This window comes from Halomonas elongata, from assembly GCF_029081005.1.
GTDB lineage: Bacteria > Pseudomonadota > Gammaproteobacteria > Pseudomonadales > Halomonadaceae > Halomonas > Halomonas elongata_B.
The window spans coordinates 158080-184224 of the sequence record NZ_JAJQTQ010000001.1; the positions used below are offsets into that span (position 1 = coordinate 158080).

The window sequence follows — 26145 nt, forward strand, 5'->3', positions numbered from 1 at the left end:
AAACTCAGACGTGGTAGAAATCCAGCACGGAATCGATCTTGTCGTTGAGCAGCACGCTGTGCTTGCGCAGGACCTTCCAGCCGTCGCCATCGCCACGCAGGGTGTAGTCGGCGGTGCCGAAGAAGTGGCCGCTCTCGCCGAAGCGATAGAAATGGGTCACCCAGTTGACCCGCACCTGGACGATGCCATCGCCCTGCTCGGTAAAGCGCACGTTGTCGATCAGGTGCAGGGTGCGCGGCAACGGCGTGGAGGCCGCGGACTTGCCGGTGCGCAGGCGGAAGATTCGATCCTCGATGCCGGTGCGGTCGGCGTAGTACATCAACGACATCTCGCGCTTGGGATCGCGGGTGACCTCGTCCTCGTTCTTCCACTGCGGGATGTGGAACTCGCACTCCGGCGCGAACTGGTCGAGGTAGCCGTCCCAATCGCGGTCATCGCAGAGCTCGGCCAGGCGATACATGAACTGCTCGATGGATTGCTGAAGAGTCATGGCTTACACCTCCTGGAGCTTGAGTGCTTTCTTTTCGAGGCCCTCGAGCAGCAGCCGCTGCCAGGTGCCGTGCTGGTTGACGTAGAGCCCTTCGTGGGTGAACTCGGTGCCGGTGATCACCGGTTTGATGCCCAGCACCTGGCTGTTGTGAGTCTCGCCGTACTGCCAGTCCTGGTGACCCCGGGAGATGTCGCTCCAGCGGGAGGCGCGGGCCTGAAAGCCGCGCTGCTGCTCGCGGAACTCCACCAGGTCGTCGGGCGTGCCCATGCCGGAGACGTTGAAGAAGTCCTCGAACTGGCGAATGCGGTTCTCGCGATCGGCGTCTGATTCGCCCTTCACGCCCAGGCAGAGGCTGATGACCTCGGTCTTGTTCCAGGCCACCGGACGCACGATGCGCAACTGCGAGCTGATCTGGTCCATGAAGAACAGGCTCGGGTAGATATTCAGATTGCGCAGGCGATGCATGGTCCACTCGGCGCGCTCCCGGGGGTGCTTTTCGAGCATGCGCGGCATCACGGTGGCGTAGCCGGGACGCACCTGGGGGTTGGGCATGTCGCTGAACAGCAGGCTGTGGCCGTTGGCGAAGGAGAACCAGCCGTCGTCGGTGTCCTTGTCGCCGGCGCCGAGCTTGCTGTAGTCGAGGGTGTCGCCGTTGTCGCCGTGCTTCTGCGCCTCGAGCTCGCGGCGATGCTTCACGGTGGAGACGTAGTTGTAGTGCACGGTGCTGACGTGATAGCCATCCAGGCCGTTCTCGTTCTGCAGCTTCCAGTTGCCGTTGAAGGTGTAGGTGGACTTGCCCGGCAGCACCTCCAACTCACCGTCCTCGGCCTGCTCGACCATCATGTCGAAGAACAGCCGGGTATCGCCGAGGAAGTCCTCGAGGCTATCGGTGCCCTCGGCATCCAGGCTGATGAACACGAAGCCACGGTAGCTCTCGATGCGGGCCTGCTTGAGGCCACGGCTCAACTTGTCGAAGTCCGCCGGGTACTCGCTCGGCGCCTTGACCTTCACCAGGCGGCCGTCGGACTTGTAGCACCAGGCGTGGAAGGGACAGGTGTAGGTGGACTGGTTGCCACACTCGGTACGCACCAGGGTCGCGCCACGGTGCTGGCAGGTGTTGGCCAGGGCCCGCAGCTCACCCTTGCCGTCGCGCGCGATGATCATCGGCTGGCGACCGGCCTGCATGGTGATGAAGTCGTTGTTGTTCGGGATCTGGCTCTCGTGGCAGGCGAAGATCCACTGCTTCTCGAAGATGAGTTCCATCTCCAGGTCGAACAGAGCCTCGTCGGTGAACATCTCCCGGGCCATCTGGTAGACGCCGTTATCGGGGCGGAAATCGAGACAGTTCTCGACGAATTGCTGCCACTCGGGGATAGAGCGTTGTGCTGTCATCGGTCATCACCGTCTTGTTGCTTGTCGTGGTGTGACCCAACTTAAGCAGGCTCCCGTCTCGCCACTATTCGATTCTTTGGGCAACGCTATGCACTTTTTCGGCGTCGTCCCTCCTCCCCGCCTGCCAGGCCGTCCCGAGACGGATAGACTTTGGTCGCAACATCGGTGAAAAGCCGCTCTCCCCTCGTCCCAGGCGGATCGAGATATGGCATAAAGGTGCTATACTCCAACAACAAAGTTCGCAATACGTACTTTATACCGACAAGCGAACATATCAGCCTCCGATGCTGGGCCCGACATATCCAACGAGAAGCCGTGACCAGCGGCCAGGCCCCGGAGGCGAGGAGACCGTATGACACTGGCGCCCCAAACGTCGCCCCGCCAGCGGATCGCTACCCTGATCCACGAGCCCGACGACGCCTGCCGCTGGATGCGCGGCATCAACGGCCCGCACGAGCTCGAAGTCCCGAGGCCGCGTGAACTGGCCTTCCGTCACGAGGGCACCGCGCTCGGCAACGTGGCCCTCGGCATCATCGAGTACGCGACCCGGGTCAACATCCGAGTCGACGACCTCGCCCACAGCTACAGCATCAGTCTGCCGCTGTCCGGCGAACAGCACATCGAATACGCGCGACAGGAATTCGCCTCGGACACCCGGGTGGGGGCGATCATCTCCCCGAATCAGCCGCTGCACCTGAACATCGGCGACGACTGCCGCAAGCAACTGGTGCGCCTGTCCCGCGAGGCCGTGCATCACCGCCTCGGCCAACTGCTCGGCCGCAAGGTGACGTCACCGGTGGTCTTCGACCCGCGGATGCCGCTCGAGGGCCATCTCGGCGACTGGTGGAAGACCGTCGCCCACCTGCAAGACCTGCTCGGCGCGGAGGGCTCGCTGTGCGACCTGCCGGAAGTCTGGGGCAACTTCGAGAGCAGCCTGATCACCAGCCTGCTCTACGCCCAGCCCCACAATTACTCGGGAGAACTGCTCGGCCGCCAGCAGGAGCGTCCGGGCTACCTCGACCAGCTCGACGCGATGATGCGCGAGTCCCTCGACCAGCCGCTCACGCTGGAAGATCTCGAGAGGCTCTCCGGCGTCTCCCGGGAGCGCCTCTACCAGGACTTCCATGCCCACTTCGGTGCCGCGCCCATCGCGCACTTCCGCAACCTGCGCTTCGACTGGGTGAAGCGTCGCCTGGAGCATGCCGGTCCGCGGGAGAGCGTCTCCAGCATCGCCATGGACTGCGGCTTCCTGCAGCTCGGCCGCTTCTCCAGGGACTACCAGAAGCGCTTCGGCGAGCGACCTTCCCAGGTACTCGGCCGCCATCGCCGGGACGGCATCGTGCATCACTGACTCGGTAAGCAGGTCGACTAGACTTCCGATTCCGGCTAGTTTCCTCGCCACGCCGCGATACACTCGTGGAATGATCCTCGGATGTATCATGGGGTAGAGGAAGTGAGACACGCTGCCATGCTGGACCCTGCCCAGTGCCGCCAGGCTCGTCTGGCTCGGGATGCCCGCTTCGACGGACGTTTCGTGGTCGCCGTGACCACCACCGGTATCTACTGTCGTCCGATCTGTCCGGCGACGCCACCCCATGAACGCAACGTGCGCTATTACGAGAGCGCCCTGGCCGCCTCGCAGGACGGCTTCCGCCCTTGCCTGCGCTGCCGGCCGGACAGCGCGCCGGATTCGCCCGCCTGGCGAGGTACGCACACCACCTTCGAGCGGGCCCTGCGGCTGATCGACGAGGGTACCCTGAGCGAGGCGCCCTTGAGCACGCTCTGCGACCGCCTGGGCATCGGCGAGCGCTACCTGCGCCAGCTGTTCCAGCAACGCCTCGGCGTTTCCCCCAAGGCCTATGCCCTGCATCGCCAATGCCTGTTCGCCAAGCAGTTGCTGCACCAGACGACGCTGCCGATCACCGAGGTCGCCTATGCCAGCGGCTTTCGCAGCCTGAGACGTTTCAACGATGCCTTTGGCCGTCACATCGGCCTGGCTCCCCGGGAATTGCGCCGCCGCGGTGACGATGGCGGCGACGCCCTGATGCTGACGCTCGCCTACCGACCGCCCTATGCCTGGTCCCCCCTGCACGACTTCCACCGGCACCGCGCCATCGACGGCCTGGAGTGGGTCGGCGAGCATCATTACGGGCGCCACGTTCGCTGGCGTCATGCCAGGGGCTGGTTCACCGCCGAACACCATCCCGAACGCCACGCTTTCAGGGTACGGCTGGCGCTGGACGATCTCGCCGTCCTGGCGCCGGTGGTGCGGCGGATTCGCCGATGCCTCGACCTGGATGCCGACACCGAGGCCATCGAAGCCCATCTCGGTCGCGTCGTGCCTGGACTACCGCTGACCGAAGGGCTGCGCCTGCCCGGCATCTGGTCACCGTTCGAAGCCGGCGTGCGAGCGATCCTCGGCCAGCAGGTCTCCATCGTCGCCGCCCGCCGGCTGGTCGGTACCCTGGTCGCCCGACTAGGCGAGCCGACCGAGACCGGCCATCATTTCCCCACGCCCGAGGACGTTGCCGTCAGCGAGCTCGATTTCCTGCGCATGCCCGGCGCCCGCAAGGCGACCCTGCAACGCTTCGCGAGCTGGTACGCTGGTGCCGAGTCGGGCGATGATCCGCTCCAGTGGACGGCCCTCAAGGGCATCGGCCCCTGGACGGCGCACTACGCCGCCATGCGCGGCACCGGGCACCCCGACATCTGGCTGGAGGGCGACGCCGGGGTACGGCGAGCCCTCGGCCACCTGGGCGGTGTCGATCCGGCCAGCGCCGCGCCCTGGCGCAGCTACCTGACCCTTCAGCTATGGTCTCAGGAACCGGCACCCGACAACCTGGAACCGAACGTCATGGAGGCGACCCGATGACCGATGCCCTCGACTACTACCAGCCACCGGAAAGCGATGCCCTCGGCCTGCTGCGACTGAGCGCCACGGCCTCGGGCCTCACCGAGATCGCCTTCGTCCTGGAAGAGGACGAACCGTCCCGACCCAACGCCCACACCGAGCAGGCCCGGGCCCAGCTCGCCGAATACTTCGCCGGCACTCGCCAGGCCTTCGATCTGCCGCTCGCCCCCGAGGGCACCGACTTCCAGCGGCGCGTCTGGGAGGCGCTCACCACCATCCCCTACGGGCAGACGCGCAACTACGCCGAGATCGCCGAGCAGCTTCGCTGCAAGGGCGGTCAGCGCGCGGTGGGCGCCGCCAACGGCAAGAACCCCATCGCCATCGTCGTGCCCTGCCACCGGGTGATCGGCAGCGACGGCCGGCTCACCGGCTATGCCGGCGGCATCGGCCGCAAGCAGTGGCTGCTGGCGCATGAAGCCGGCGAGGTGCCCTTTCAACTGGCCTGAAGGGAGAGGCACTGGCTTCCCTCAGAGGGTGTTTACAAAAGTCACGAGCGACGGCCAGGCCAGGCGAAATCAGCCGACAAATCGTCAGGATTGACGATTTGGGCAGCTCTGCTGCTCGAAGAGCGAGTGACAAGGATGTCACGAGTCAGAACGCGGAGTTTACGAGCTGGTAAATGAGCATTTTGAGGCTGATTTCAACGCCGCATGGGCGAGCGCAGTAGTTTGTAAACACCCTCTCAGACGGTTTCTTCCTGAAAGGCACCTAGCCGGCGCACGCTGGCGACGAAGTCGCTGAACCGTTCCCCCTGGATGAGCACGTGATCGCGTAGCGCGTGCTCGGCCCGCTCGGCATCTCCCGCCTCGATGGCATCGACGATCTCGCGATGCTCGTCCAGCGAGCTGCCCATGCGCTGGCGTACCTGCAGTTGCAGGCGCCGATAGGGCTTGAGCCGCTGCTTCAACTGGCGTGCCTCGCTGTCCAGGAAACCGTTGTGGCTGGCCCGATAGATGCAGTCGTGAAAGGCCGCGTTCTCGTAATAGTATTCGTCGGGATCACCCGCCCGGGCCGACGCCTCGCATCGCGCCAGGGCCTCGCGCAGTGCCGCCAGCTCCTCGTCGCTGATCCGCCGCGCGGCCAGACGGCCGCACATGCCCTCCAGCTCGGCCATCACCTCGAACATCTCGATCAATTGATCGATGCCCACCTTGGCCACGAAGGTTCCCTTCTTCGGCGAGACCGTGACCAGTCCGCTGGCCACCAGTTGCTGAATCGCCTCGCGAACCGGCGTGCGCGAGACCTCGAACTCGCGTCCCAGGGCCTCCGGGTCCAGGCGTTCTCCCGGGGCGCGCCGCCCATTGATGATGTCGTCTTCCAGTGCATCCCGAAGTCGCTGCGTATTCGACCGTTTCATGGCCTGGGTTCCTCCCTTCACGCGCTTGCCTCACCCCTTGGTCTAATATCCTGAATTTGACACTGGTATTTCAATAGGTCTATTGAAGTATACATCAGCGTAGCTGATACACACTTCATACAAGAACAATCTCGATGGAGACGCCATGAAACGCTCATACATGCCACCCCTGGTGGCCAGCCTGGCCCTCGCCACTCTCGTTGCCAGTTCCTCCGCGTCCGCCCAGACGGTACTTCGCGCCTCCCACCAGTTCCCCGGTGGACAAGGCGACGTGCGTGACGAGATGGTCCAGTTGATGGCCGAGAAAGTCGCCGACGCCGATGTGGGACTGGAGGTCGAGGTCTATCCCGGGCAATCGCTGTTCAAGGCACGCGAGCAGTGGTCCGCCCTGACCCGCGGCCGGCTCGACATCACCGCGCTGCCGCTCGACTACGCCAGCGGCCGCCACCCGGAGTTCTCCGCCACCCTGATGCCCGGCCTGGTGCGTAACCACGAGCATGCGCAACGGCTGAACGACTCCGAGTTCATGGGCATGATCAAGGACGTCATCCAGGAAGGCGGCGCCCGGGTGCTGGCCGATGCCTGGCTGGCCGGCGGCTTCGCCTCCAGCGACCGCTGCATCACCTCGCCGGATACCGTCGACGGTCAGAACTTCCGTGCCGCCGGCCCGGCCTTCGAGCAGATGCTCGAAGCCGCGGGGGCATCGATCACGTCCATGCCCTCCTCGGATATCTACACCGCCATGCAGACCGGCGTGCTGGATGCCGCCAACACCTCGTCGATGTCCTTCGTCTCCTACCGCATCTACGAGCAGGTCGAGTGTCTGACCGAGCCCGGCGAGCACGCTCTGTGATTCATGTACGAGCCGATCCTGATCTCCGAACAGAGCTGGCAGGAGCTCGATGAGTCGCAGCAACAGGCGCTGACGGAGGCCGGCCAAGCCGCCGAGGAATTCTTCGCCGAAAAAGCGGCCGGCCTGGATCAGCAGATGGTCGATGTCTTCGAAGAGAATGGCGTCGAGGTCGTGAGCATGAGCGAAGAGGATTACAACGCCTGGCTGGAGGTCGCCAAGCAGAGCGCCTACCAGAACTTCGCCGAGGACGTCCCCGATGGGCAGGCCCTCATCGACGCCGCCCTGGCCGTCGATTGATCCGGTTCTTCTCCGCCACCGACACCGGCTCGACAGCGCCGGTGTCCCTGACTCCGGGAGGACGACATGGCCATGGCCAACTCTTCATCCTTCGCCAGACGCCTGCCCCTCGTCGATCTTTACATTCGCCTGATGGACAGCGTCTCCCGCTACGCGGCCTACCTGGCCGCCGCCATGTTCATCGCCGGCGTGTTCTCGGTCTGTCACATGGTCTTCGTGCGCTACGTGCTCGGCATGAGTACCAGTTGGCAGACGGAGTTCACCGTCTTCTCCGTCACCGCCGCCATGCTGATGGGCAGCGCCTATGTACTGATGACCGGCGGCCACGTCGCCATCACCCTGCTGCCCGATCTGGTGGGCGGCGTGACCCGCAGGATCATGCAGTGGGTGGCTTCGCTGTTCGGCCTGGGTTTCTGTGCGGCCCTGAGCTACGGCTCCTGGATCTACCTGGCCGAGGCCTGGCATGGCCAGTGGACCACCGGGACGGTATGGAATCCGCCCCTCTGGCCGGCCCTGGTGCCGGCGGCCGTGGGGACCAGCCTGCTGACCCTGCAGTACATCGCCGAACTACTGCGTGGGGAGGCCTGACATGGATCCAGTGACGCTTGGCATCATCGTCGCCGTCGCGCTCATCGCCTTGATGGCCATCGGCACCCCCATCGCCTTCGCCCTGGGCGGCGTCTCGCTGCTCGCGCTACTCTACGATCGCGGCCTGCCCGAGCTGACCTACTTCGGCGAAACCTTCTATCACAGCATCGCGGTTTTCGGCTTCGTGGCCATTCCCATGTTCATCATGATGGGGGCGGCCGTGGCCTCCTCGCCCACCGGCCGCGATCTGTATCGCTCGCTTGACCTGTGGATGGGCCGCCTGCCGGCAGGCCTGGCGGTTTCCAACATCGGAGCCTGCTCGATCTTCGCCGCCCTCTCCGGCTCCTCCCCCGCCACCTGCGCGGCCATCGGCAAGATGGGCATCCCCGAGATGCGCGCTCGTGGCTACCCGGACGGCGTCGCCGCCGGCTGCATCGCCGCCGGGGGCACCCTGGGCATCCTGATCCCACCCTCGGTGACCATGATCATCTACGGTATCGCCAGCGAGACCTCCATCGGCCGGCTGTTCATTGCCGGCATCGTGCCGGGCTTCATGCTGGCGGGCCTGTTCATGGCCTGGACGATCATCGCCTGCAAGCTGGCCGGCGGCTACGCCAACCCGATGGCCCAGGGCGCCGACAAGCTGAAGGCGACCGTCAAGGCCAACGCCGACACCAATATCAAGGCATTGATCCGGGTTCTGCCCTTCCTCGCCGTGGTAGCGGGCATCCTGTTCGCGCTCTACGGCGGGGTCGCGACACCCTCCGAGGCAGCCGGCGTCGGCGCCTTCCTGTGCCTGGCACTGGCCATTCTCATCTACCGCATGTGGCAGATCGGCCCCATCAAGCTGATCATGCGCGACTCCCTGCGTGAAAGCGTGATGATCATGCTGGTGATCGCCTGTGCCGAGATCTTCGCCTACGCGCTGTCCTCGCTGTTCATCACCCAGACCGTGGCCGGCGCCATCGCCGACCTGGAGGTCAATCGCTGGGTCCTGATGGGCATCATCAATGTCTTCCTGCTGGTGGCCGGCTTCTTCCTGCCGCCGGTGGCGGTGATCGTGATGACCGCGCCGATCCTGCTGCCGATCATCCTGGCCGCCAACTTCGACCCTTACTGGTTCGCCGTGGTGCTGACCATCAACCTGGAGATCGGCCTGATCACGCCGCCGGTCGGCCTCAACCTCTTCATCATCAAGGGCATCGCGCCAGACATTTCGCTGCGCAATATCCTCCTGGGCAGCCTGCCCTACGCCCTGTGCATGGTGCTGGCGATCGTCCTGCTGTGTTTCTTCCCGGGCCTTGCCCTGTGGCTACCCGACCTGATCATGGGCTGAAGGAGTCGACGTCATGAACATGACCTTCCTGCAGGAGATGTTCAACAACATCACCCAGCGCGACGCGCTACTGCGCCGGCGCCACGGGTACAACACCAACCCCGACCACGCCGATCTGGTGGGCGCCTGCCGCGCCCTGCTGGAAAGCGATGGCGAGGCCTCGAGCATCGCCCTGGCCAGCCGCGCCCTGGCCATGTACGAACGACTGGACGGCACCCAGCGTCGACTTTTCTTCGCCCGGCTCGCCGAGGAGTTCGCCGCCGACCCGACGCGCATCGATCAGGCCTACGCCACCTATCGCGAGACGCGCGACAACGCCACCCTGAACACCCTGTTCGCGGCCTGCGAACCACGACGCCAGGAACTGTTCCGGCGGCTCAACCTGGCCAGCGACGGCACCTACCAACTGGTTCGCATGCGCGAGGACCTGCTCGCCCTGCGCCGCGAACATCCCGAGCTGACAGGCATCGACGCCGACTTCGCCCACCTCTTCGCCTCCTGGTTCAATCGCGGCTTCCTGATGCTCAAGCGCATCGACTGGAATACACCGGCCTCGCTGCTCGAGCGCATCATCCACTATGAGGCGGTGCACGAGATCCATGACTGGAACGACCTCCGTCGTCGACTCGATACCCGCGACCGACGCTGCTTCGCCTTCTTCCACCCCGCCATCGGCGACGAGCCCCTGATCTTCGTCGAAGTGGCGCTATGCAAGGGCCTGCCGGACCACATCCAGCCGATCCTGGCGGGAGAAGACAGCGAGGTGGAGAGCCCCGAGGATGCCGACACCGCCGCCTTCTTCGGCATCAGCAACTGCCAGACCGGCCTGCGCGGCATTTCCTTCGGCAACTTCCTGATCAAGCAGGTGGTACAGGAGCTCAAGCAGGAACTGCCCCAGCTCAAGCACTTCGTCACCCTCTCGCCGGTACCGGGCTTCGCCCGATGGCTGGAAGCGCAACGCGACGACGACAGTACCTCCGAGACGCAACGCGAGGCGCTCGACGCCATGGACGAGCCGGGCTGGCACCGGGACCCCGAACGCGCCGAAGCCCTCAAGGCCGTCGTACGGCCGATGGCCGCCCGTTACCTGGCGCAGGAGAAGAACGACCGGGGCCTGCCGCTCAATCCGGTGGCCCGCTTCCACCTCGGCAACGGCGCCGAACTCCACCGCATCAACTGGCTCGGCGACGTCTCCGCCAAGGGACTCGAGCAGGCCGCCGGTCTGATGGTCAATTACCTCTACGTCCTCAACGACATCGAACGCAACCACGAGAACTACACCGCCAACGCCACCGTGGCCTGCTCGAGCGAGGTTCGCGACCTCGCCCGCAAGGCCAGGAAACAGCAGGCCAAGGGAGAGCCGAGATGAGCCGCAACCTCTTCGAGACATTCGCCAGCCGCATGCAGGAACGCGGCGACGCCGACTTCATCACCACCCGCGAGGGGCGACGCTACTCCTACGCCGACGCCCTCGCCGAAAGCGCGCGTCTGGCCGGCGCCCTGAGCGCGCTGGGCGTCTCACCAGGCGACCGGGTCGCCGTCCAGGTCGACAAGAGCCCCGAGGTCATCCTGCTCTACCTGGCGTGCCTGCGCGTCGGCAGCGTCTATCTGCCCCTCAACACCGGCTATACCGGCGACGAGATCCGCTACTTCCTGGGTGACGCCGAGCCCGCCCTGTTCGTCTGCCGTCCCCAGGTCCATGAGGCGGCCAGCGCCATCGCCGCCGAGACTGGCTGCCCCGCGGTGGCCACCCTGGGCGCCGATGCCGACGGCAGCCTGCTGGAGGAGGCCGCGAACGCCACGCCGCGCGACGAGGTAGTGCCACGAGAGGCCGACGACCTGGCCGCCATTCTCTACACGTCCGGTACCACCGGGCGTTCCAAGGGCGCCATGTTGACCCACCGCAACCTCGCTTCCAACGCCGAGACCCTGGTGGATGCCTGGCGCTTCGATGCGCAGGACCGGCTGATCCACGCCCTGCCGATCTTCCATACCCACGGGCTGTTCGTGGCCTGCAACGTCACCCTGATGGCCGGCTCCAGCGTGCTGTTCCTGCCGAAGTTCGACGCCGAGGTGATCTTCGAGGAATTGCCCCGCGGCACGGTGATGATGGGAGTGCCGACCTTCTACACCCGACTGGTGGCCGACGAGCGCCTCACCCCGGAAGTCACCGCCAACATGCGCCTGTTCGTCTCCGGCTCGGCGCCGCTCACCGCCGAGACCCACGAGGCCTTCGAGGCCAGGACCGGTCACGCCATCCTCGAGCGCTACGGCATGACCGAAACCAACATGAACCTCTCCAACCCCTACGACGGCGATCGCCGTGCCGGCACCGTGGGCCACCCGTTGCCCGGCGTAGAGATCCGCATCACCGACCGCGAGACCGGCAAGGAAGTGCCCGCAGGCGAGATCGGCATGCTTCAGGTGCGCGGCCCCAACGTCTTCATCGGCTACTGGCGGATGCCCGAGAAGACCCGCGAGGAACTGCTGGAGGATGGCTTCTTCATCACCGGCGACCTGGCCATGATCGACGACCGGGGCTATGTACAGATCGTCGGCCGGGACAAGGACCTGGTGATCTCCGGCGGCTACAACGTCTATCCCAAGGAAGTCGAGCAGGTGATCGACGAACTCGAGGGAGTACGGGAATCGGCGGTGATCGGCCTGCCCCACCCGGACTTCGGCGAAGGCGTCACGGCGGCGGTGGTCTGCGAGCCGGGCGCCAGCCTCGATGAAGCGAGCGTGCTCGACCACCTCCAGGGCCGCCTGGCCAGGTTCAAGCAGCCCAAGCGGATCTTCTTCGTCGACGCCCTTCCCCGCAACACCATGGGCAAGGTACAGAAGAACGAGCTGCGCCAGCGCTTCGACGCCACCTACCGCTGAACTGGCCCCTGCCCCATGACGGCATCGCGATGGCGGTGCCCGTCATCGACTCCCCCTCACGCCCGAGGAAAGCTCACACCGGCAGATGCAGGATGGCGCCGCGCAGGGCCGACTCGTCAACCCATAGCTGGCCCAGGGTCAGCGGCAGCGAGAAGCGGCGCCGGCCGGCGCCACCGGGATTGAACAGCAACCGGCCATCGCGCCACTCGTTGCGCGCCTTGTGGGAATGGCCATGGAGCACGGCATCGCAGGGCGTCTCGGCATCGAAATCGGCGATGTCGTGCACCAGGTGAAACCGCCAGCCGTTGACCATCAGATCCCGGCGCCAGGGCAACCGCTCGGCCCAGGCCGCGGTGTCGACGTTGCCGCGCACGGTGTGGACCGGCGCCAGCTCACCCAGCCGATCGAGGATCGCCTCGTCCCCTTCCCGGCTGCCCACGTCGCCGAGATGCAGGATCAGCCCGCAACCCTCGAGCATCGCCAGCGCCTCGTCGCGCAGCGTGCCGTGGGTATCAGCGATCACGCCAATCGGAGCATCGATCTCGAAACGTTCGGTGTCCATGCGCCTGGCTCCCATGATTCGATTGCTGGCCCCATGGCGGCGCCGACTGCTACGTGCTCAGGGCTGCATCCAGTCCGCCGCGCCCTCTCGGTCCAATGGCCGAGCATCCAGTGCCAGCAGCGGCGCCAGCGCTGCCCAGGCATCATCCACAGCGTCCGGACCAAACATATAAGCATTGACGATCAGGCCGTCCAGCGTCACTTGAACGAGGCGCGCCAGCCGTGGCGCGGGCATACCTTCTTGCTCGGCGAGAATCTCCTCCACCAGCGCCATCACCTCGATCTTGTGGCGTTGCGAGAGTGCCAGCAGAGAGGCCGGCTCCCGAGCATATTCCTCGATCGCCTTGATGAACATGCAACCGTGGAAGTCCGCGGAGGCGAACCAGCGTGCATGCCAGTCGAAGACGGCGCGAAGGCGCTCCCGGGGTGTCGTCTGGGCGGCCACGGTTTCCCTGAGGGAGGTCATGAAACGCTCATGGCGTTGATCCAGCACCGCCTCCACCAGCGCCTCCTTGCCGGGAAAGTGGTGGTAGAGCGTCATCTTGGAGACCTCGGCCTCGTCCCGGATCCGATCCACGCCGACCGCATGATAGCCATGCTCCCCGAATAGCCGGGTTGCCGTCGCCAGGATGTCGTCGCGCTTGGCCATGAACACACCTCCTCTTCAATCGGGAGTCTTGCATCGATGCACTCATCGTACTACTGTACAGACCTGTCTGTACACAACCTGACGAGGCAATCTCCATGCTCCACAAGATGAAGGGCGGCGACACCCTGCCGGCGCGCCCCGACCCCCTCCAGATTCTCACCGGCCTGGTGGGCGGCATCAGCGGCATCGGCCTGGTAGCCTGGCTGACCCGCCTCACCGAGGTACCGCTGCTGATGGCCCCCTTCGGCGCCACCTGCGTGCTGCTGTTCGCCGCCCCGGGGGCACCTCTGGCCCAGCCTCGCAACGTGATCGGCGGCCACCTGGTCTCGGCACTGGTCGGCCTGATCGCCATGCAACTGCTGGGCACAGGACCGCTAGCCATGGCAATCGGCGTCGGCGTTGCCATCGCCGCCATGCAGGCGCTGCGCGTGGTTCACCCGCCAGCAGGCGCCAACCCGCTGGTGGTGATGATGTCCGGCGCCGTCGGCTATGACTTCCTGTTGATGCCGGTGCTGGCGGGGTCGGTGAGTCTGGTGCTGGTCGCCCTGCTGATCAACAACCTGGGTAGCGAGCGTCGCTGGCCGAACTACTGGCTGTAGGAAACGCAGCTTGATCGATATCCGGATATATGGGTGAACTCGCAGGCTTGTGTTGCCTGAGGTGCAGGGTATCAGGCCCGCTTCGCCCGACGACCGGACCATGGCAGACACGTGGATAATGCAAGCAGGCCGAGTGCCAGCACGGCCCCTCCGAGCACGTTGAATCCGGTGCCGAACGTTGCACTCAGCCCCATCGCGACTAGCGCGGCACTGCCAATCTGACAGAATCCGACCAGACCCGATGCCGTGGCGGCATGCCCGTGTTCACTGGCGATGGCCCCGGATACGGCCAGCGACAATGACGAACCATTGGCCAGGCTGACCAGGCACATCGGAAGCACCACGGTCGCCGCACTTTGCCTCTCCAGAGCAACCACGCCCAGGAAGGCCATGCCGCCGAGCACGAAGCAGGCGATACCTGCGGCGACGATGCGGTCATAAGGCCAACGATCAAGCAGCCGCTTGGCCAGCAAGTTGGCACCGATGATGCCGGCCGTCAGCGGCAGGTACAGCCAGCCACTTTGCTCTTCGCTCACCCCCTGGCGTGCGAACAGAAAGGGCGATTGGGTCAGATAGACGAACCAGGCGCAGTAGATGGCGCAGACCACCAGTGTGTAGCGACGGAAATGCCGATCACGAACGACATGGCCGAATCCGGCGAACGGCGACGTCCGGGTACGGGCCACGGTGGGAAGCGTTTCCGGTAGTAGCGTCAGCACTATCAACAGAGCCACGGCACCAAAAGCGGCCACAAACAGGAAGTCAGCCCGCCATCCAAATACGGCGGCCAGGTGTCCGCCGATGGCCGGCGCCAGGGCCGGCGACAGCGACACCAGTGGATAGACCACCGCATAGATCTTGGCCGAGGTGCGCTTGTCGCAAGTATCGGCGATCAAGGCACGCCCAATGACCAAGCCTGCAGCGGCGCCCACGGCCTCGAGGATGCGCCACGCTAGAAATCCAGCGTAGCTCCCCGAGACGGCACACCCCAGCGAACCGATCATGTAAAGCGCGATGCCAGCCAGCAGCAGAGACTTGCGCCCATAGCGGTCCGACAAGGGCCCATAGAACAGTTGTGCCATCGCCAGTGCCAGCAGATAGAAGGAGACGGTCTGCGGCATCTGCCAGTTGGCGACACCAAATTCAGCCGTCATGGTGGGCATGGCGGGTAGATAAACGTCCGACGCGATCAGGCCGAAAGCGCTGAGCATGGCGACGGTCAGGATGAAGGATACGCGTGGCATAGCATCTCCCGGCGGCCGGAATATCGGCCACTCATCGAATGTGCATGGGGAACGGACGCCATTGTACGAAGAGAGGCATGGTGCAAAAATGCATTAAAACGCAGCCTATACCTGCATAAATGCATCAAGGGAAGCGAATGAACTGGGACGACGTGCAACTTTTCCTGGCGGTGCATCGCGCCGGCACACTGCGCGGGGCGGCGCAGCGTCTGGGCATCGACCAGACCACGGTGGGACGGCGCTTGACCGGCTTGGAACGGTCGCTGGGCAGCCGGCTGTTTCTGCGTACCACGGGAGGATGGACGCTCACCGATAGCGGCCGGCAAGCATTGCCCACGGCCGAGGGCATGGAGCGACTGGCCGTTTCCTTCGAACGTCGCAGCGAAGGTGCCGACAACCGTATGGCCGGCGAGGTTCGCGTGACCACCACCGATGCATTGGCGATGGACTTTGTGGTACCCGCGATCGAACGCCTACGCACGACGCATCCCGACATCAGCGTCATCCTGAGTACCACGACGCGACTGCTCGACCTGGCAAGACGCGAAGCGGATGTTGCCGTACGCACGCTTCGACCAGAGCAGCCCGACCTGATCGTTCGACGGCTGGGCTGCTGGGAGGTAAGGCTGTACGCGACCAAGGGATATCTGGAACGGCATGGCGAGCCACAGCGCGGCGACGGCTTCGCCGGCCACGACATCGCGCTGTATCAGGAAGGGGTTACGGGGCGGCAGGACGACACCCTGACGGGTGAGTCCAGGAAACAGGGCCGTGTGGTCGCCGAGCTCGACTCGAGCTTGATGCTGGCAACCTTCGTACGCGCCGGCCTGGCGTTGGGAGAACTGCCCGATTACATCGCCCAGCGTGATCACAATCTGGTGAGGGTCTGGCCCGACCACCATCGGGCCAGACCGTACGAGGCTTGGCTCGTCCTGCACCAGGATCTGGCGCGCACCGCGCGGGTCCGGGTTGTCACGGAGGCGATCTCGGACGCCTTTGCCGGTTGAATCCTGGGCATGCCGATAACGCTGGTGTTCCCGCGATGACTGGTACCCTTTCATTCGCCGCGGGGATCAGCGTCTCCTGTACGACTCTCCTACTCCCATAGGCATAAACCGGCTTCATGCCCTCGGCGATTTGCGGCACCATGAAGGCCCGTTCCATCGCCGCGAAGGATTCGCCATGCTCGCCACCGCAGAGACCGCCCTGACGCCCGGCTTCATGGTGATCCACGGCAACCGCCTGGAGGAACTGCGCGACCTGGCGGTGACCTGGATGCGCCATCATCCACTGGGGCCGCTCGAGGACGAGGTGATCCTGGTACAGAGCAACGGCATCAGCCAGTGGCTGAAGCTGGCGCTGGCCGCCGATCCGCCCGCGGGCGCCGGCATCGCCGCGGCGATGGACGTCACCCTTCCGGCGCGCTACCTGTGGCAGGCCTACCGTGCGGTGCTGGGAAGCGATGCCGTGCCGCCGGCCTCGCCGCTGGACAAGCCGCGGCTGATCTGGCGGCTGATGCGCCTGCTGCCGGAACTCTTGGATGACGAGATCTTCGCGCCCCTGGCGCGCTTTCTGGCCGACGATGATGACCTGCGCAAGCGCCACCAGCTCGCCGAGCGGCTGGCCGACCTCTTCGACCAGTACCAGGTCTATCGTGCCGACTGGCTGTCCGCCTGGGCCGAGGGCCGCGACGAGCTGATCGATGCCCGCGGCCAGGCCAAGCCGCTGGCCGAGGACCAACGCTGGCAGCCGGCGTTGTGGCGGCGGCTGCGCGACGACATCGGAGAAGACGGCCTGGCTACCAGCCGCGCCTGGGTGCACACCCGCTTCCTCGAGGCCTGCCGCGAGCTGACGCCTGAGAGCCTTCAGCGGGGTTCTGGAAAGAGCCGTCCTTCAGGGCTTCCGCGCCGGGTGGTGGTGTTCGGCATCTCCTCGCTGCCCCGCCAGACCCTGGAGGCGCTCGCCGCCGTGTCCAAGGTCAGCCAGGTGCTGCTCTGCGTGCACAACCCCTGCCGCCACTACTGGGCGGACATCATCGAGCACAAGGACCTGCTGCGCGCCGCCCGCCGACGCCAGCGCCAACGCCCGGGCATGCCGCTGGAGCTCGACGACACCCAGCTGCACCTTCACGCCCAGCCGCTGCTCGCCGCCTGGGGCAAGCAGGGTCGCGACTACCTGCGCCTGCTCGACGAGTTCGACGACCAGGACGCCTACCGGGCGCTGTTCGACGCCGAGTCGATGCGCATCGACCTCTTCGATTCGCCGCTGGAGCAGGCCGAGGCCCCGGGGCTGCTGCAGCAATTGCAGGACGACATCCTCGAGCTGCGCCCGCCCCAGGAGACCCGCGAGGCCTGGCCGGCGGTGGACCCGGCTCGCGACCCCAGCCTGCGCTTCCACGTCGCCCACAGCGCCCTGCGCGAGGTGGAGATCCTCCACGACCAGTTGCTGGCCGCCTTCGACGCCGACCCCACCCTGCGCCCGCGCGACGTGCTGGTGATGGTGCCGGACATCGACACCTACGCCGCCGCCGTGCAGGCGGTGTTCGGCCGACTGCCGCCGGACGATCCGCGCCACATCCCCTTCACCCTCTCCGACCAGACCAGCCGCCACCGCCAGCCGCTGCTGGTGGCGCTCGAGGCGCTGCTGCACCTGCCGGAGTCGCGGCTCACGGTGAGCGACCTGCTCGACCTGCTGGAGGTGCCCGCCCTGCGTGGTCGCTTCGGCCTGGACGCCGAGGCGCTACCGGTGCTGCGCCGCTGGATCGAGGGCGCCGGCATCCGCTGGGGGCTCGACGCCGAGCAGCGTGCCCGGCTCGACCTGCCCGGCGGGCTCACCGCCAACACCTGGGCCTTCGGCCTGCGACGGCTGCTGCTGGGCTACGCCGTCGGTGACACCGCCGAGGGCCCCTGGCACGACATCGAGCCCTATGGCGACATCGGCGGCCTGGAGGCGGCCCTGGCTGGCCCGCTGATGGACCTGCTCGACGTGCTCGAGGCCCAGTGGCGCGCGCTCAGCGAGCCCGCCGACGTGCCGACCTGGTGCCGCCGCCTGCGCGGGCTGCTGGCCGAGTGCTTCGCCGCCGAGGACGAGGCCGACCTCGCCACCCTCAACCGCCTGGGGGAGCTGCTCGAGGACTGGCAGGAGACCACCGAGGACGCCGGCCTGACCGAGGCCCTACCGCTCTCGGTGGTGCGCGAGCACTGGCTCGGCCAGCTCGACGAGGCCAACCTCTCCCAGCGCTTCCTGGCCGGCGCGGTGAACGTCGCCACCCTGATGCCGATGCGCGCCATCCCGTTTCGCCACGTCTGCCTGCTGGGCATGAACGACGGCGACTACCCGCGCACCCAGCGCCCGTTGGACATCGACCTGATGGGCCACGATTACCGCCCCGGCGACCGCTCGCGTCGCGAAGACGACCGCTACCTGTTCCTCGAGGCGCTGCTCTCGGCCCGCGACTGCCTGATGATCAGCTGGGTCGGCCGCAGCATCCACGACAATGCCACCCAGCCGCCCTCGGTGCTGCTCGGCCAGCTCCGCGACCACCTGGCCGCCGGCTGGCGGCTCGCCGGCTATGAGGACGACGCCGGCCAGGCCCTAGTCGACGCCCTGACCACCGCGCACCCACTGCAGCCCTTTAGCCGCGAATACTTTGAGACAGATAGCCCACTCTTCACCTACGCCCATGAATGGCGGGCGGTGCACGCCAACCTGCCAACAGCGCAAGGCGTCGCGGATGGCGAGCTGCCGCCGATGGCGCTGGATAACGCCCTCCCCCTGGCGCGTCTCAGTGGTTTCCTCAAGGACCCGGTCAAGGCCTTCTTCACCACCCGGCTCGGCGTCTATCTCGAGCGCGAGGCGCTGGAGAGCCCCGACCACGAGCCCTTCGCCCTGGACGGCCTGGACCTCTGGCAGCTCCAGCAGGCGCTGATCGAGGCCGGGCGCCGCGCCGTGGACGAGGGCGAATCGCCGACGCCTGCCGTCCACGACACCCTGGAACGGCTGGAGCGCGAGGGCCGACTGGCCATGGGCGGCTTCGCCGAGCTGATGCGAGAGCATCTGGTCGAGCCGCTGGACAAGGTGCTCGGCGACTACGCCGAGCTGCTCGAGGCCTGGCCCCACGCCTGGGAGACGTCGGCCGCCGTGTCGCTGGAGCTCGCCACGAACGACGAACCGCTTTACATCGAGGACTGGCTGGACGGCCTGCGCGAGAACGAAGCGGGCGAACGCTGCCGGCTGGTGCTGATGACCAGCAGCCTGATCAACAAGGGCAAGTACCACTGGAAGCACTGGCTGGCCCCCTGGGTCGCCCACCTGGCCGGCCAGCTCGCCCTCGGCCCCATGACCACCGAGCTGATCTCCCGCGCCGGCGGCGGCACCCTGGCGCCGCTGGACGCGGACACCGCCCGCGCCCATCTGGAAGCCATCGCCAAGGCCTGGCGCGCCGGCATGACCGCACCGCTGCCGCTGGCCCGAGACACCGCCTTCGCCTGGCACAAAGAGGGGGGCGGCGAACACGCCCTGGCCCGCGTCTTCGGAGGCGATGAGAAGAAAGCCGAGGAAGCCGATCTCAAGGCCTGGAAGGCCGCCGTCCAGGTGTTCGAGGGCAACGACTACACCCCCGGCGAGCGCGACCGCGATCCCTACCTGGCCCGCCAGTGGCGCGACCTGGAGAGCCTGGTGCGCCACCAGGCCGCCGGCCGACGCTTCACCGAATTGACCGCGGCGCTCTATGCCCCACTGCACGATGTGGTGAAGACCAAGGGCGGCGGCGATAAAAAGAAAGGCAGCAAGGGCCAGGGAGGCAAGGCATGACGATGACGGAAGCCATGCAAGCGGCCGAGACGCCTCGGCTTGATCCCGTAGCGCTACCGCTCACCGGCAGCCGGCTGATCGAGGCCAGCGCCGGCACCGGCAAGACCTTCACCATCGCCCTGCTCTACCTGCGCCTGGTGCTCGGCCCCCGCGATGAAGCGGACGCGGCCAGCTTCCCCCGGCCGCTGACCCCGCCGGAAATTCTGGTGGTCACCTTCACCAACGCCGCCACCCAGGAGCTGCGCGACCGCATCCGCGCCCGGCTGGTGGAAGCCGCCGAGGCCTTTCAACCAGGCACCAGCACGATGGAGACAGGCGGCGGAAACCCCGAAGGGGCGCCGGGGCACGCCCCGTCCCTGACAGGCGATCTCTTCGCCGAACCGGTTGTGGATAAGCCAGCACCGGACGATGAGACGCCCAGCAGCGACCCGCTGATCGCCCTGCGCGACAGCTACCCCCGCGAAAGCTGGCCGACCTGCGCCCGCCGCCTGCGGCTGGCCGCCGAGTGGATGGACGAGGCCGCGGTCTCCACCATCCACGCCTGGTGCCACCGCATGCTGCGCGAGCACGCCTTCGACAGCGGCAGCCTGTTCGCCCTGGAGATGTCGCTGGACCAGTCGGAGATGGACCTGGAGATCGCCCGGGACTACTGGCGCAGCTTCTACTACGACCTCGCCCCCGAGGCGCTGGAAATCGTCGCCCGCTACTGGACCACGCCGGACACCCTCAACGACACCGCCGCCCGGCTGCGCACCCATGCGAGCGCCCTGCCCGCGGCCCCGCCGCCGGCCGAGGCGCTTTCCAACTACCGCGAACAGCGCGCCGCGGCACTGGCCGAGCTCAAGGCGCCCTGGCCGGCCTGGCTCGACGAGCTGGAGGCGCTGCTCGAGGACGCCGCCAAGCGCAAGGCATTCAACGGCCAGAAGCTCAACGCCAAGAGCCGCGCCAACTGGCTCGCCTCGCTGCGCGACTGGGCCCATGACCCAGAGCTTGCCGAGCCGAAGCTGACCGACGCCGCCTGGAAGCGCCTGACGCCCGAGGGCATCGCCGAGATCTGGAAGGAAGATCCCGTCCCGAATCTACCAGCGCTGGAGGCCCTGGAAGCGCTGCCGGAGCGTCTCGCCGAGCTGCCCGATCCCTTCGCCGACCTGCTCGCCCACGCCGTGCACTGGATGGCCGCGCGTCGCGAGACCGTGCAGCGCCGCCGCGCCGAGCTCGGTCCCGACGACCTGCTGCATCGACTGGACGCCGCCTTCGCGGGCGAGGCCGGCGAGACGCTGGCCGCGCGCATCCGCGAGCAGTTCCCGGTGGCGCTGGTCGATGAGTTCCAGGACACCGACCCGGTGCAGTACCGGCTCTTCGACCGGGTCTATGAGCTGGCCAAGAATCGTGGTGACAGCGCGGCTTCGGGCGCTGAAAAGAACGCGGCTTCGGGCGCTGAAAAGAGCGCGGTGCTTTTGATCGGCGACCCCAAGCAGGCGATCTACGCCTTCCGCGGCGCCGATATCCACACCTACCTCCAGGCCCGGCGCGACACCGCCGGGCGCCACGTCACGCTCGGCACCAACTTCCGCTCCGCCGCGCCCATGGTCGAGGCAGTCAATCGGGTGTTCGCCCACGCCGAGCGGAGCGAATCCGGCGCCTTCCTGTTCCGCCGCGGGAACGACAACCCGGTGCCTTTTTCTCCAGTCGACGCGAATGGCAGGAAAGACGCTCTGGTCCGCCATGGCGCACCCCAGCCGGCGCTGACGCTCTGGCACCTGGCCAGCGACGATACCCTGCCCAAGGGCGCCTACCTCAACGAGCTGGCCGGGCGCTGCGCCACCGAGATGGCCGCCCTGCTGCGCGAGGGCCAGGCCGGGCAGACGGGCTTCGAGCAGGTCAGTGGTGAAGAGCAGGGAGAATTACGCCCCCTGGCGCCATCGGACCTCGCCGTGCTGGTCAACAACGCCGGCGAGGCCCGCGCCATCCGCGCCGCCCTGCTGGCCCGCGGCATCCGCAGCGTCTACCTCTCCGACAAGGAAGGCGTGTTCGAGACCGAGGCCGCCGCCGAGCTGGAGGTGTGGCTGGCCGCCTGCGCCGCGCCGGACAACGAGCGCTGCCTGCGCGCCGCCCTGGCCACGCCGAGCCTGGGCCTGAGCCTCGCCGAGCTCGACGCCCTGAATGGCGGCCCCCAGCAGGACGAGCTGGCCTGGGAGGCGCGGGTGATGCAGTTCCGCGACTACCACCGCCAATGGCAGCGCCGCGGCGTGCTGCCCATGCTGCACCGGCTGCTGGCCGACTTCGCCGTGCCCGGCCGGCTGCTGGCGGTGCCCGAGGGCGAGCGACGGCTCACCGACCTGCTGCACCTCGGCGAGCTGCTTCAGGAGGCTAGCGCCGAGATCGACGGCGAGCACGCCCTGCTGCGCTTTCTCGCCGAGTCCCGCGCCCATCCCCAGGCGCAGTCCGACACCCACCGCCTGCGCCTGGAGAGCGACGCCGACCTGGTGCAGGTGGTGACCATCCACAAGTCCAAGGGCCTGGAATACCCGCTGGTGTTCCTGCCCTTCATCGTCGCCTTCCGCCCTAAGAAGCAGGGCGACCTACCGCTGCAATGGCACGACGACGACGGCCACCTGCACCTGACACTCTCCGCCGACGAGGTGACACTCGCCCGCGCCGACCACGAGCGCCTGGGCGAGGACCTGCGCAAGCTCTACGTCGCCCTGACCCGCGCCCGCCACGCCACCTGGCTCGGCCTGGCGCCGCTGGAGGCCATGGAACGCAGCGCCGTCGGCCACCTGATCTCCGGGGGCGAGGCACTGACGCCCGACAACCTGCGCCCGGCGCTCGAGGCGCTGGCCGACGACAACCCCGGCGATCGCAACGAACAGGTGACGGTGCAGGACGCCCCCGAGGCCGATGCCACGCCGGTCGAGCTCGCCGCCGACGACGCGCCTCTCGGTGAAGCCCGCGCGCCGACCCGGGCGATCCGCGAGCACTGGTGGATCGCCAGCTACTCGGCGCTGCGCACCGGCGCCACGCCGGAGGAGGACAGCGCAGCAGCCACCGCCGTCGAGGCCGAACCGGCCCCCGAGCCCACCACCGCCGACGAGGCGACGGCCATGGAGGTGATCGACGAGCCCTTCGATGCCGCCGCGGCTACGGTGAGCGAGGGTTCGCTTCACCGCTTCCCCCGCGGGCCCTCGGCGGGCACCTTCCTGCACGGCCTGCTGGAATGGGCCGGCGAGGAAGGCTTCGCCCGAGTGGCGGAAGACGCCGAACTGCGCGCCGACACCCTGGCCCGGCGCGCCAACCGTCGCGGCTGGGAGGGTCAGATCGCCGCCCTCGAACAGTGGCTACCGGAGCTCTTGACCACGCCGCTGCCGGTGCCGGATTCGAGCGATGGCGAGACCGCGCCGCTGCGCCTCGATGCCCTGAGCGACTATCGCATCGAGCTGGAATTCTGGTTCGCCGCGCATAAGGTCAACACACGCAAACTGGACGCCCTCGTAAGCGCTCACACACTCGGCGGGCGCCCCCGGCCGGCGCTCGAGCCTGACACCCTCAACGGCATGCTCAAGGGCTTCATCGACCTGGTAGTGGAGCACGAAGGCCGCTTCTACGTGCTCGACTGGAAGTCCAACCACCTGGGCGCGGACGATGCCGCCTACACCGAGGCGGCGATGGCCGAGGCCGTGCTCGAGAAGCGCTACGACGTGCAGTACTGCCTCTACCTGCTGGCCCTGCACCGGCTGCTCGAGGCCCGGCTGCCGGACTACGACATCGAGCGCCACCTGGGCGGGGCGCTCTACGTCTTCCTGCGCGGCACCCGCGCACCCTCCCGCGGCGTGCACGCCGAACGCCCGCCGAGCGAGCTGATCCTCGCGCTCGATGCCCTGTTCCGCGCCGAGGAGGCCAACCCATGACCCCGACATCATCCAACGCCGCCCCCCTCGGTGCTCATCCCATCGATACCGACGCCGCCCCGGAAGCCGCGCTAATTCAAGCGCCCGAAACCGCGCTGAGCGATACCGGTGCGCTGTTCGCCCTGCTCGACCGCTGGGTCGACCGCGGCTGGCTGCGCTCGCTGGACCGCGCCTTCGCCGCCTTCCTGCATCGCGAGGCGCGTAAGGACAATGAGGTGAGTGAGGCCTCACCCCTGCTGTTGCTGGCGGCGGCACTGGCCAGCCACCAGCTCGGCCGCGGCCACGTCTGCCTGGACCTCGCCCAGACGCTGGCCACCCCGGACCTCGCACTCTCGCTGCCGCCGGAGGGCGACAGCCTGGAGGACCCGCCGCCGCTGCCCAGCCGGGTGATGGCCGCGCTCGACCTCGACGCCTGGCGTGCCGCCCTGGCCCAGCCCGAACTGGTGGCCACCGGCCCCGGCAGCACCCCGCTGGTGCTCGCCGGCACCGCCGAACGCCCCCGGCTCTACCTGCGCCGCTACTGGCAGCATGAGCAGGATATCCACAGCCGGATCGTCGCGCGGCTGGGTGAAACGGATAGCGACGACGCCCCGGACGCGGCCCGCCTGCGCCCGATCCTCAACGCGCTCTTCCCCGACCGGGGCGATGCACCGCAAGCGATCGACTGGCAGAAGGCCGCCTGCGCCCTGGCCGGTCGCTCGCGCTTCGCGGTGATCACCGGCGGCCCCGGCACCGGCAAGACCACCACCGTGGTGCGCCTGCTCGCCCTGCTCCAGGCTCAGGCACTCGGTGAAGGCCAGGGAGAAGGAGAGCGAGCCCTGCGCATCCGCCTGGCCGCCCCCACCGGCAAGGCCGCCGCCCGGCTCAACGAGTCCATCGCCGGCCAGGTAGCCAAGCTCGCCCTCGACAGCCTGGCCGACGATCCCGAGCGGCTGCGAGGCGTGATCCCCAAGGACGTCTCGACGCTACATAGATTGCTGGGCTCGCGACCGGACACCCGCCGCTTCCGCCACGACCGCCACAATCCTCTGCCGCTGGACGTGCTGGTGGTGGACGAGGCCTCGATGGTCGACGTGGGCATGATGGCCGCGATGCTCGAGGCACTGCCGCCCCGGGCGCGGCTGGTGCTGCTGGGCGACAAGGACCAGCTCGCCTCGGTGGAAGCCGGCTCCGTGCTGGGCGACCTGTGTGCCCGGGCCGAGCGCGGCCACTACACCCCGGCCACCACCGAGTGGCTGGCCCAGGCCACCGGCCAGCCGCTGCCCACGAACACCCTCGACGCCGACGGCCAGCCGCTCGACCAGAGCATCGCCATGCTGCGCGTCAGCCACCGCTTCACCGCCGACAGCGGCATCGGCCAGCTCGCCGCAGCGATCAACCTGGAGGCCGAGCCCGCCGCCAAGCGCAAGGCGATTGGCGACGCACTGGGCGCCGGCTTCGCAGACCTCTCGCACCACAAGCTTTCCGCCGACGACGAACGCGGCCTGGCTCGCCTGGCCGTGACCGGCTGCCCCGAGCGCTTTCCCGGAGGCCACAACGCCGACACACCGCCGGTGGGCTATCGCCACTTCCTGAGCGTGATGGCCGAGCGGCGCCCGGCGGACGACGCGGATCAACAAGCCTTCGATGACTGGGCCCGAGCGGTGCTGGCGGCCCACGGCGACTTCCAGCTGCTGTGCGCGCTGCGCCGCGGCCCCTGGGGCGTGGAAGGCCTGAACGAGCGGGTGCGCCAGGCGCTGGAGCGGGAGAAGCTGATCGGCAGCCAGGACGGCCGCCAACGCTGGTACCCCGGCCGCCCGGTGCTGGTCACCAAGAACGACTACGGCCTGGGGCTGATGAACGGCGATATCGGCATCACCCTGGATATGCCGCGCCCCGATACCTCACCCAACGACAAGGGCCGACGCCTCCTACGGGTGGCCTTCCCCGCCGGCGACGGCACCGACCGCATCAAGTGGGTGCTGCCCTCGCGCCTGCAGGCGGTGGAGACGGTGTTCGCGATGACGGTCCACAAGTCACAGGGCTCGGAGTTCACCCACGCCGCCCTGGTGCTGCCCGACGCGCCGAACCCCATTCTCACCCGAGAGCTGGTCTACACCGGCATCACCCGCGCCCGCCACTGGCTGACGCTGGTGGAAACCGGCCGCGGCCAACTGATGGACGCGGCGCAGCGGCGAGTGATGCGGGTGAGTGGGTTGGGAAGTTGATGGGCTCCCTTATCCATGCGGTTGATGAGTGCCACTTTCGGCCAGGAACGGACTTTGT

General features: G+C 67.4%; 18 protein-coding genes and 1 pseudogene. 13 read left to right on the forward strand and 6 right to left on the reverse strand.

What is annotated here, in order from left to right; translation table 11 throughout:
• Window positions 1-4: 4 nt before the first annotated feature.
• Both antB and antA read right to left on the reverse strand, forming a co-directional pair.
• Window positions 5-490, reverse strand: coding sequence for an anthranilate 1,2-dioxygenase small subunit (gene antB, locus LU493_RS00685; protein ID WP_275285855.1), 486 nt, complete (start codon window positions 488-490; stop codon window positions 5-7).
• Window positions 491-493: 3 nt separating this feature from the next.
• Window positions 494-1882 (reverse strand): anthranilate 1,2-dioxygenase large subunit, encoded by a 1389-nt coding sequence (antA, locus tag LU493_RS00690; RefSeq protein WP_275285856.1) that lies wholly within the window; start codon window positions 1880-1882, stop codon window positions 494-496.
• Window positions 1883-2234: 352 nt separating this feature from the next.
• On the opposite strand from antA, the gene LU493_RS00695 reads away from it, so the two are divergent.
• The 3 genes from LU493_RS00695 to LU493_RS00705 all read left to right on the forward strand — a co-directional run bounded on the left by LU493_RS00695 (window position 2235) and on the right by LU493_RS00705 (window position 5239).
• The gene (locus LU493_RS00695) at window positions 2235-3233 is read left to right on the forward strand and encodes an AraC family transcriptional regulator (RefSeq protein WP_275285857.1); all 999 of its coding nucleotides are present in this window, start codon (window positions 2235-2237) and stop codon (window positions 3231-3233) included.
• Between the two features lie 117 nt (window positions 3234-3350).
• Window positions 3351-4754, forward strand: a complete 1404-nt coding sequence (locus LU493_RS00700; protein ID WP_275285858.1) for an AlkA N-terminal domain-containing protein — start codon at window positions 3351-3353, stop codon at window positions 4752-4754.
• The gene (locus tag LU493_RS00705; protein ID WP_275285859.1) at window positions 4751-5239 is read left to right on the forward strand and encodes a methylated-DNA--[protein]-cysteine S-methyltransferase; all 489 of its coding nucleotides are present in this window, start codon (window positions 4751-4753) and stop codon (window positions 5237-5239) included. The genes LU493_RS00700 and LU493_RS00705 overlap by 4 nt, the downstream gene beginning before the upstream one ends.
• 236 nt (window positions 5240-5475) lie before the next feature.
• Here the strand turns inward: LU493_RS00705 and LU493_RS00710 are convergent, their stop codons facing one another.
• Window positions 5476-6150: a GntR family transcriptional regulator gene (locus LU493_RS00710; protein WP_275285860.1), complete on the reverse strand. Its 675-nt coding sequence runs from the start codon at window positions 6148-6150 to the stop codon at window positions 5476-5478.
• Between the two features lie 145 nt (window positions 6151-6295).
• On the opposite strand from LU493_RS00710, the pseudogene dctP reads away from it, so the two are divergent.
• The 5 genes and pseudogenes from dctP (at window position 6296) to LU493_RS00735 (ending at window position 12107) form a co-directional block, all read left to right on the forward strand.
• Window positions 6296-7300: pseudogene (gene dctP / locus LU493_RS00715) on the forward strand (TRAP transporter substrate-binding protein DctP).
• Window positions 7301-7366: 66 nt separating this feature from the next.
• The gene (locus tag LU493_RS00720) at window positions 7367-7888 is read left to right on the forward strand and encodes a TRAP transporter small permease subunit (RefSeq protein ID WP_275285861.1); all 522 of its coding nucleotides are present in this window, start codon (window positions 7367-7369) and stop codon (window positions 7886-7888) included.
• A gap of 1 nt (window position 7889) precedes the next feature.
• Window positions 7890-9224 (forward strand): TRAP transporter large permease, encoded by a 1335-nt coding sequence (locus LU493_RS00725; RefSeq protein WP_275285862.1) that lies wholly within the window; start codon window positions 7890-7892, stop codon window positions 9222-9224.
• A gap of 13 nt (window positions 9225-9237) precedes the next feature.
• Window positions 9238-10593 (forward strand): malonyl-CoA decarboxylase, encoded by a 1356-nt coding sequence (locus tag LU493_RS00730; RefSeq protein ID WP_275285863.1) that lies wholly within the window; start codon window positions 9238-9240, stop codon window positions 10591-10593.
• Window positions 10590-12107 carry a malonate--CoA ligase gene (locus LU493_RS00735; RefSeq protein ID WP_275285864.1) on the forward strand — a complete coding sequence of 506 codons (1518 nt, stop codon included), beginning with the start codon at window positions 10590-10592 and terminating at the stop codon, window positions 12105-12107. The genes LU493_RS00730 and LU493_RS00735 overlap by 4 nt, the downstream gene beginning before the upstream one ends.
• 73 nt (window positions 12108-12180) lie before the next feature.
• Here the strand turns inward: LU493_RS00735 and LU493_RS00740 are convergent, their stop codons facing one another.
• Complete coding sequence (locus LU493_RS00740) at window positions 12181-12669, reverse strand: metallophosphoesterase family protein (protein ID WP_275285865.1); 489 nt, start codon at window positions 12667-12669, stop codon at window positions 12181-12183.
• A 57-nt stretch (window positions 12670-12726) separates the two neighbouring features.
• Complete coding sequence (locus LU493_RS00745) at window positions 12727-13317, reverse strand: TetR/AcrR family transcriptional regulator (RefSeq protein ID WP_275285866.1); 591 nt, start codon at window positions 13315-13317, stop codon at window positions 12727-12729.
• Between the two features lie 95 nt (window positions 13318-13412).
• Here LU493_RS00745 and LU493_RS00750 point away from each other — a divergent pair, with 95 nt between their 5' ends.
• Window positions 13413-13916, forward strand: a complete 504-nt coding sequence (locus LU493_RS00750) for an HPP family protein (RefSeq protein ID WP_275285867.1) — start codon at window positions 13413-13415, stop codon at window positions 13914-13916.
• A gap of 71 nt (window positions 13917-13987) precedes the next feature.
• Here LU493_RS00750 and LU493_RS00755 read toward each other — a convergent pair whose 3' ends face one another.
• Entirely contained in the window at window positions 13988-15160 is a 1173-nt protein-coding gene (locus LU493_RS00755; RefSeq protein ID WP_275285868.1) for a multidrug effflux MFS transporter, read from the reverse strand.
• Between the two features lie 137 nt (window positions 15161-15297).
• Here LU493_RS00755 and LU493_RS00760 point away from each other — a divergent pair, with 137 nt between their 5' ends.
• From LU493_RS00760 to recD, 4 genes are all read left to right on the forward strand, one after another.
• On the forward strand, window positions 15298-16167 hold the full coding sequence (locus tag LU493_RS00760; protein WP_275285869.1) for a LysR family transcriptional regulator: 870 nt from the start codon (window positions 15298-15300) through the stop codon (window positions 16165-16167).
• A gap of 175 nt (window positions 16168-16342) precedes the next feature.
• A complete protein-coding gene (recC, locus tag LU493_RS00765; protein ID WP_275285870.1) occupies window positions 16343-19972 on the forward strand; it encodes an exodeoxyribonuclease V subunit gamma in 3630 nt (1209 codons plus the stop codon).
• Window positions 19969-23880 (forward strand): exodeoxyribonuclease V subunit beta, encoded by a 3912-nt coding sequence (recB, locus tag LU493_RS00770; RefSeq protein ID WP_275285871.1) that lies wholly within the window; start codon window positions 19969-19971, stop codon window positions 23878-23880. The genes recC and recB overlap by 4 nt, the downstream gene beginning before the upstream one ends.
• Window positions 23877-26087 carry an exodeoxyribonuclease V subunit alpha gene (recD, locus tag LU493_RS00775; RefSeq protein ID WP_275285872.1) on the forward strand — a complete coding sequence of 737 codons (2211 nt, stop codon included), beginning with the start codon at window positions 23877-23879 and terminating at the stop codon, window positions 26085-26087. The genes recB and recD overlap by 4 nt, the downstream gene beginning before the upstream one ends.
• The last annotated feature ends 58 nt before the right edge of the window (window positions 26088-26145 follow it).

Excerpts from the sequence above, each read along its gene's own strand:
- antB (WP_275285855.1), bottom strand. The coding sequence starts at position 490 with ATGACTCTTCAGCAATCCATCGAGCAGTTCATGTATCGCCTGGCCGAG.
- antA (WP_275285856.1), bottom strand. The coding sequence starts at position 1,882 with ATGACAGCACAACGCTCTATCCCCGAGTGGCAGCAATTCGTCGAGAAC.
- LU493_RS00695 (WP_275285857.1), top strand. The coding sequence starts at position 2,235 with ATGACACTGGCGCCCCAAACGTCGCCCCGCCAGCGGATCGCTACCCTG.
- LU493_RS00700 (WP_275285858.1), top strand. The coding sequence starts at position 3,351 with ATGCTGGACCCTGCCCAGTGCCGCCAGGCTCGTCTGGCTCGGGATGCC.
- LU493_RS00705 (WP_275285859.1), top strand. The coding sequence starts at position 4,751 with ATGACCGATGCCCTCGACTACTACCAGCCACCGGAAAGCGATGCCCTC.
- LU493_RS00710 (WP_275285860.1), bottom strand. The coding sequence starts at position 6,150 with ATGAAACGGTCGAATACGCAGCGACTTCGGGATGCACTGGAAGACGAC.
- LU493_RS00720 (WP_275285861.1), top strand. The coding sequence starts at position 7,367 with ATGGCCATGGCCAACTCTTCATCCTTCGCCAGACGCCTGCCCCTCGTC.
- LU493_RS00725 (WP_275285862.1), top strand. The coding sequence starts at position 7,890 with ATGGATCCAGTGACGCTTGGCATCATCGTCGCCGTCGCGCTCATCGCC.
- LU493_RS00730 (WP_275285863.1), top strand. The coding sequence starts at position 9,238 with ATGAACATGACCTTCCTGCAGGAGATGTTCAACAACATCACCCAGCGC.
- LU493_RS00735 (WP_275285864.1), top strand. The coding sequence starts at position 10,590 with ATGAGCCGCAACCTCTTCGAGACATTCGCCAGCCGCATGCAGGAACGC.
- LU493_RS00740 (WP_275285865.1), bottom strand. The coding sequence starts at position 12,669 with ATGGACACCGAACGTTTCGAGATCGATGCTCCGATTGGCGTGATCGCT.
- LU493_RS00745 (WP_275285866.1), bottom strand. The coding sequence starts at position 13,317 with ATGGCCAAGCGCGACGACATCCTGGCGACGGCAACCCGGCTATTCGGG.
- LU493_RS00750 (WP_275285867.1), top strand. The coding sequence starts at position 13,413 with ATGCTCCACAAGATGAAGGGCGGCGACACCCTGCCGGCGCGCCCCGAC.
- LU493_RS00755 (WP_275285868.1), bottom strand. The coding sequence starts at position 15,160 with ATGCCACGCGTATCCTTCATCCTGACCGTCGCCATGCTCAGCGCTTTC.
- LU493_RS00760 (WP_275285869.1), top strand. The coding sequence starts at position 15,298 with ATGAACTGGGACGACGTGCAACTTTTCCTGGCGGTGCATCGCGCCGGC.
- recC (WP_275285870.1), top strand. The coding sequence starts at position 16,343 with ATGCTCGCCACCGCAGAGACCGCCCTGACGCCCGGCTTCATGGTGATC.
- recB (WP_275285871.1), top strand. The coding sequence starts at position 19,969 with ATGACGATGACGGAAGCCATGCAAGCGGCCGAGACGCCTCGGCTTGAT.
- recD (WP_275285872.1), top strand. The coding sequence starts at position 23,877 with ATGACCCCGACATCATCCAACGCCGCCCCCCTCGGTGCTCATCCCATC.